The sequence below is a fragment of the Mycobacterium sp. JS623 genome, assembly GCF_000328565.1.
Lineage (GTDB): Bacteria > Actinomycetota > Actinomycetes > Mycobacteriales > Mycobacteriaceae > Mycobacterium.
In genome coordinates this window covers 387,676-394,147 of record NC_019957.1, presented here as the reverse complement: position 1 = coordinate 394,147, position 6,472 = coordinate 387,676, and the positions used below count along the sequence as shown (strand labels likewise).

The window sequence follows — 6,472 nt, the reverse complement described above, 5'->3', positions numbered from 1 at the left end:
CGATTTCTCGTTAAGCATGTGAGTTGGCGTTTCCATCCGAGCCTACGAAGTCCAGGAACTGCATCGGATTGGTCATGAGCCTGGCAGCATCGTCGATGAGCGCCCCGTCAAATACATTGTCGTGGAAGGTTATAGCGATATCGCGTACAGATTTCACCCGCCCGTTGAGGATGGTCAGGCTATGCGGACCGGCAGGGTCTATCAGAGCGGTAATCGTGCGCTTCTCGGGATCTTGCCAGGGCGCGTTGTCAAGATACGGAATGCGACCGAGGTCGGTAAACATGATGTCTGCGGGTGCATGTGTTTTCCTAGCAGTTGGCATGACCGTTTCACCGCCACCACCGATCAGTGATCGGATCCCGATCGCAGCCTGAGCCGCCAACGGAACGCCGGCGTCAATGAGGCCGCGAATCTGGTCATCGATCTCCTCAGGTGGTTCGTCGGCGGCGATAGGGAATGAGAGTCCGACGATGAAGTTTCCTTTGACCGCGTGTCGCTGCGCCAAATAGCGTCGTGAATCGAAGGCTACGAGAGCACGCTCCCGGACGGGAATGCCGACGGCCCGCAGCGCCTTGCGCACCACGTAGAGCCAAACCGCGGCGCTGCCGGGTGTGTCAGGATGCGACCGACGCCAATTCTCCACCTGCTCCTCGGTGGCCGCATCGACATGGACGATCCGTACGGCCAGCGACGATGCCCATGGAACGTGCTGTCTCGCATCAGAACCCTGGTCATCCTGGGCGGCGTATCGCAACTTAGCTGCCCTGCGAACTGCCATCAGTGCCCGACTAGGGTGGCGGCCGAATGTTGTGATTACCGCCCGTGGCAACGCCATTGGTGTAGTGCGCTTTTCAACCCACGCATGCCGGTTTCCGCTGACGAGATCGAAGACCGCCTCCAGCAATTCCATCGCGAACCGGCCGTCCCCCAGCCCGTGGTCGATGTCGAAGACGACGTGATTTCGGGAGGTGAACACCGTGAAGGGAGGAGTCGGCCCCGGCCGTCGGCGCACAAACTCCAACATCCCCGCAAGGTTGCCCTCGGCGACGTCATCGGGTAGTGCGGACACCACCGGTGCGGTTCCCCTTCTGCTCCAGATTCGCCGAGTCCTCCGCGGTTCCAGTCCAATCCGTGTTTGCGGGCCTGCTCGTAGGATCGTTTGCAGCGCTTCGCTGAGCTCCGAGTGAGACGGCACGTCAGAAAATTCACCGAAGCCGCCGATGAAGCGGGTGCCGGCGAGCAGGCGATCGCTGCCATTCGCCCACGTCGGAAGGCGAATCATCGCGCGCGACTGGCGGCGATGGCTGCAACCTCGGCAACCCAACCGGCAGCGGTAGTGCCGAATCCGATAACGATTGCGCCACAACGATCCAGTGCCGCGACGTCACGGCTGCGAAACGCCGTCCGCAGTTCGCGGCGCAAACCCCGCGGCAGCACCTTGGTTGTGTAATCCCGCTCCGACTCGATGCCGTCCGGTCCGACGAGCTGCACCAGCGCCGCCTTCCCGCGGCCCTCTTGCCAGCATCGCCTGAGAAAATACTTGCGGGTACTTCGTTGCGGCGGAACCAGATGCAAGACTTCGGCGTCCGGATCATAGAGCCAGACCCCCGACGGATGAGCCTTCTTGATCCGCAGACATAGGTCCGTGTCTTCCGGACGCGAGACATGGCCCACCTTCCCGAACCCGGAGCGGAAGCCGCCGACCGAGAGAAAGACGGATCGGCGAATTGCGGTGTTGCCACCCCACACGTTCCGAATCGGCGCGACCGTTTCCGGCATGCCGATATACGACGTGCTGATCACCCAGTCGAACTCGCCGGGAAACCATTGCGGCCGTATGTCATCCGGCCAATCCGGCACCAAACCGCCGCCGACGCCCAGGACCAGCGGATCGTCGAAGTGCCGGCACAGCATGCTGATCCAGTCCGACCGGATCGGAGTCTGGTCGTCGTCGAGGAACACAATGATCTCGCCGGCACTGTTCTCGACTCCGATGTTGCGAGTAGTCGACGCGCCTCTTGTGTCCGTGTTCTCGACCGTAGTGACACCGCTGATCTCGGTTCGGGCTCGTTGCGCGAGAGCGGGATTGTGATCGACGACCAGGATTACTTCTAGCGGAGGGGGGATCTGCGCCTGCGCCCCCTTGATGGCATTGACGATCCCGGGCCAGCGGTCTTCGCTGTGGGCCGCCACCACTACTGAAACCGTCTGTGCGCCAGGTGAACCGGCGTGGCCGCCGTCCTGGGCTGAAGCAGAGATTGGTGTTCGGGTGGATGAGCTCGTCATAGATGTTCCTCCAACGGGGTATCGCTGCGACGTCTGGGATTAAAAGGATGTTGCCGCGGGCTCGGCATCCCGGCGTACTGTCCGGATGATTCGGCCTGTGACTCATCGCCGAAGCGGGTATTGTCGTTGCGCGACATGTCATCTCCGCGTTTTGCGGCAGCAATTGCCGGCCAGAGGAATGTTGCCTCGACGGTGGCGGCCGCGCCCAATGCGATACCGAGACCTGTCACCCCGCCGATGAGCAATCCGACCTCAGCGGCGCCCAGTTCCCACGCCGCTCCTGCGACGGCGACTCTGGCGGCTGTCGTCAGGGCTCCAGTGGCGCGCCGGACAGCGATGTAGATTGCTTTGACGGCACCAGCGAAGGTGCAAATCGACAGCGCCATAAAGCAATAGTCGGCATGAACATATTCGGGACCGAACAGGGCCAATAATGGACGGGCGAGAAGCGGACCAGCGATCGCTGCGACGATTGACACTACTGCCGACAGCCGGATGGCCGCTTGCAAGCCTGCACGGAAGTGGGTCGGGTTGCCACTGTGCAGGGCGAACATCGCCACGCCGAGGTTGTTTGGGATTATCCAGATGAATGTGATCATCAACAGTGCCGCATAGAAACCCGCATTGGCCGCACTGCCGAGTTGGACGGCCACCATGATCGGGAGCAGGAGGCGCGGCGCCTGGATCGCCACGTTGATCCAATGGTGCGCTCCGACCGTGCGCCACATCGGCGCGAAGCCCTTCACCGACGGTGTGATCCAGAACCGTCGACGTGCCTCTCTAGTCCGTCGGCCGAGTAATACCAGCACGGATGCCAGATTCCCGAGTACCCACACCGACACCACTGTCTGAGGTGACAGGCCGGCGGTGAGCGCGGCGACCGGCAGTGCGGCCAGCTTCACTAACGCGAATACAAGATTCCGCAGTACCTGCTGATTGTGTAACGCGAACCCAACCAGCGCTCCGTCGAGAACGATCGCGACCGTGCTCACCGCGGTCCCGATAGCGAAGAGGAGAACGGATTCGGGCGACGCATACATCGACTCGCGGTCGTCAACGATGTGGTGCACGAGCGCGACGCACACTGCGCCAACCAATGCCATCCCGGCCGCCAGTGCGAAGCAGGTCACAACCAGTGACTCGGCACGCGCACCGTACCGGCGCGGCAACTCGGCGATCAGTAGGGTATGCAGGCCCAGGGTGGCGAACACCGCGATGAACTCGATGGTGGAGATCACGGCGGCCGAACGACCGATGACATCCGCGGTGGCCAGCCGTGCCGCGACGGCCCAGAACAGAAATCCGAGACCAGCCGTAATAGCCGTGGTGCTGCACAATGCGATCGCGATGCGGACCACTAGATGGCCACCCGATTTCACCCCTGAATCCGCGGCCGGGTCGCCACCGCGCAGCGACTGGCGCAGTTTCGCCCCCGCCGCTTTAACGCCGGGCAACCCACACCTTCCGATACGGATCGCCCTGCGTCTGGTCACCGAGATACAGCGCGGCGGACGCTTCGTCTCCGTCGATAGGTACGACCTTGGTCATTTCTTCCTCGGGGCCAAGCGTGAAATTTGTGGTGGTGACGTTTGCCCCGCTGTCGAAGACGAGCGTGTAGCGCCTCGACTCCCCTTCCTGGTTTTTAACGCCGACCGTCGCGTCAATCGCGCGGGTCGGGGAGTTGGACTCCAACACCTTGACCTGGGCACCCGCCGGATTATTCGGCACCAGCCACAGCTCAGTGAACTCACGATCCTTCGCGATGTTGCTGAACACCGAAACCAACACGGCCGCGATCAGCAAAGCCGCGGTGGCGCCGAGTTTCAAAACCGTGCGCCAGGTCGGCGCCCCAAACTCGATATGCCGCCAACTGAATACTTCCTGATTACCGCGGAAGCGGGCGATCAAATATCCGGCGATGCAGACGATGACCGCATATACCAGCCAATTCGTCCGGTTCAGGCCGGAAGGGAGGAAATTCAACAATAATCCGCCGACGATCGCCCAGCCGAGCGCGCAACTCGTAATCGCGACAAGTATCGTCACCACTGAACGGTTGGGAGTCAGGGGCGTAATCACCGCCGCCCAAATCACACCGACGAGTACGAAGCACAACACCACTGCCGCAGGGGAAGAGACAGCCACTGGAGCCCACGGCAGCGCGAACCCAAACGAGATGACTGCGGCTGCTGCGAACCCGTCGAGTTGTGTGAATTTACCGCGCATACGGCGCATTCCGTCCACCGCGTAGGTCGTACATCCGCGCTAGTCCCGAGTCATATACTCGCGACAGCCCGGGAATCCCGTCGAATTTTTCCAGCCGTTCGACGTCGATCGGCTTCCTCAACTTGCCGCCGTTTACGTCCGTGATGAAGTAACGTTCACCGATTGGCATATCCTGCGACATCCTCATATCGACGTCCACCATTATTATTGCCGACTGCTTTATGTGGTCTATTTCCTGAGCTGTGAATCGGTTTGACGGTTCCGAGTAATAGATTGTTCCCGGACTCTTCACGGGATCCATCTTGGCAACCGTGGAAAGCAGCCACATCGACGCGATGTCACCGGTATACCTGATACCGCCCCGCACGTATTTGTCTGCCCACTGCGCCCTGCTGACACCGACGTTGTCGATTCCTCCGGCAAATCCCTCAATCCAGAATCCACCGGGCACACGCTGATACCAGGCCGGCAAGCTGGTCATTATCGAGCTGGCGAGTAGCACGCAGGCGATCAGTGTGGCGACTGCCATACGGCCCGGGGCAGTGGCGGTGATCAGGCGCCTTATCCCGGTTGCGGTGATCACCTGCCGGAATCGGGAGGTGCCTGGCGGTGCGCCCTGGAATGCCGTCGACACGATCCGTGTCAACACAGTGCCGACCACCAAGGCGGAGAAGATCGCGGCGTACGTGAGGAGCCGCCCGGCCAACTCCGACCCATTGCTGACCAGCACCCGAATCAAACTCGCAGAACCGTAGAGACACAGCGCCAACCATGTCCAGCATTCCTCGAGGGGTCGGAGCGTTTTGGCGCGGCGGAGATTGTTCAGCGCCAGCATCAACGTAACCAGCACCCCGAACGGACCGAGCAACCGATCGATCAAAGGGGTGGGCGGCCCGGGCAATATCAACGGGGCCTTGCCGGTAAGGAACGCTCCGATGTTTTGCACCAGATCGCGGACGGGAGTACCTAGATATTCGATGGTGACCGGAGCAACCCCGAAGATCCAGACCGCCACAACAAGCGCCGAGCTGACCGCGCATATCGCCAACGCGGGGGCCAGGCTACGTGTCCACGGAAGAATGACAGCGACGATCGATACCGCCCCCAGGAGCGCGGCCGTGGACAAGGCCGTGACATGGTGAGTCATCACCACGAGTGCGGTGCTGACCAGCACAGCCCAATAGTTCAGCGGGCGGTGTTCGGTGCGCGTGGCGAAGCGGATCGCGAAAAGAACCGCGAGGATGGCGAACGGCAGGGCCGGCGCCTCGTACAGAAACGACGTGTTGAAGAACGACGCATGCGGATTCAGCAGATAGATCAGCGTGCCAATCGAGGCGACGTAGTTCGACCTGGACAGCTCTCGGAACAGCAGCAGAATGCACCCTGTCGACAGGAGATGTGTCAACGTCGCTACCGCTACACCGGCGGCGAACGGGTGAATGCTGGCCGTCTGTACCAGTTGGGCTGCAATATTCTCCAGCCCTGGGTAGTGGCCGCTCACCGGCAAGCTGTAGTTGTCGTTGAACAGATGGCCGGAGTCAAGGACGTTCCGAAGGGCCCGATAGTGCTGTAGTTCGTCGATGAACGTGAACATGTGCGGGCTGTAGGTCCATCGAATAAACGACTGGGCGGCCGCATACACGAAAACGAGCACGTCACGCTCGTGCTGCTTCGTGGATGGGGCCATCACGCGGTAGACGACGACAGCGAACAGTAAGAATTGCCCTGTCCAGTACAGCGGTGACGCAAACCCGATCTCCTCGCGGCCACGCGCATAGCCGTATGCAACGAGGAAGATTCCAAGAGCGACCAGTAGCAGTGAAGTCGGCAGTGAGCTCCTCTGGCCTCGCCTGCGTGAGAAAGGGCCGGCTTCCCGATGACGTTCCGATGGCGCTTGGAGATCAGAAGCGTCGGCAATCACGGTGTCCAGTGACGTCATCGACCCATCGCCCTTTCGAAG

At 61.3% G+C, this 6,472-nt stretch carries 5 protein-coding genes; all 5 read right to left on the bottom strand.

Annotated elements, in window-relative coordinates; genetic code table 11:
- Nucleotides 1-10 precede the first annotated feature (10 nt).
- Entirely contained in the window at nucleotides 11-976 is a 966-nt protein-coding gene (locus MYCSM_RS33050) for a hypothetical protein (RefSeq protein WP_157681579.1), read from the bottom strand.
- Between the two features lie 302 nt (nucleotides 977-1,278).
- Nucleotides 1,279-2,286: a glycosyltransferase gene (locus MYCSM_RS33045; RefSeq protein WP_015297871.1), complete on the bottom strand. Its 1,008-nt coding sequence runs from the start codon at nucleotides 2,284-2,286 to the stop codon at nucleotides 1,279-1,281.
- A complete protein-coding gene (locus MYCSM_RS33040) occupies nucleotides 2,283-3,740 on the bottom strand; it encodes a lipopolysaccharide biosynthesis protein (protein WP_157681578.1) in 1,458 nt (485 codons plus the stop codon). Before MYCSM_RS33040 ends, MYCSM_RS33045 begins: the two co-directional genes overlap by 4 nt.
- Nucleotides 3,727-4,521 carry a hypothetical protein gene (locus MYCSM_RS33035; protein WP_442928553.1) on the bottom strand — a complete coding sequence of 265 codons (795 nt, stop codon included), beginning with the start codon at nucleotides 4,519-4,521 and terminating at the stop codon, nucleotides 3,727-3,729. The genes MYCSM_RS33040 and MYCSM_RS33035 overlap by 14 nt, the downstream gene beginning before the upstream one ends.
- Nucleotides 4,502-6,451 carry a PMT family glycosyltransferase 4-amino-4-deoxy-L-arabinose transferase gene (locus MYCSM_RS33030; protein WP_015297868.1) on the bottom strand — a complete coding sequence of 650 codons (1,950 nt, stop codon included), beginning with the start codon at nucleotides 6,449-6,451 and terminating at the stop codon, nucleotides 4,502-4,504. Before MYCSM_RS33030 ends, MYCSM_RS33035 begins: the two co-directional genes overlap by 20 nt.
- Nucleotides 6,452-6,472 lie beyond the last annotated feature (21 nt).

Coding starts and splice junctions, on each gene's coding strand:
- MYCSM_RS33030 (WP_015297868.1), bottom strand. CDS start 6,451: ATGACGTCACTGGACACCGTGATTGCCGACGCTTCTGATCTCCAAGCG.
- MYCSM_RS33045 (WP_015297871.1), bottom strand. CDS start 2,286: ATGACGAGCTCATCCACCCGAACACCAATCTCTGCTTCAGCCCAGGAC.
- MYCSM_RS33035 (WP_442928553.1), bottom strand. CDS start 4,521: ATGCGCCGTATGCGCGGTAAATTCACACAACTCGACGGGTTCGCAGCA.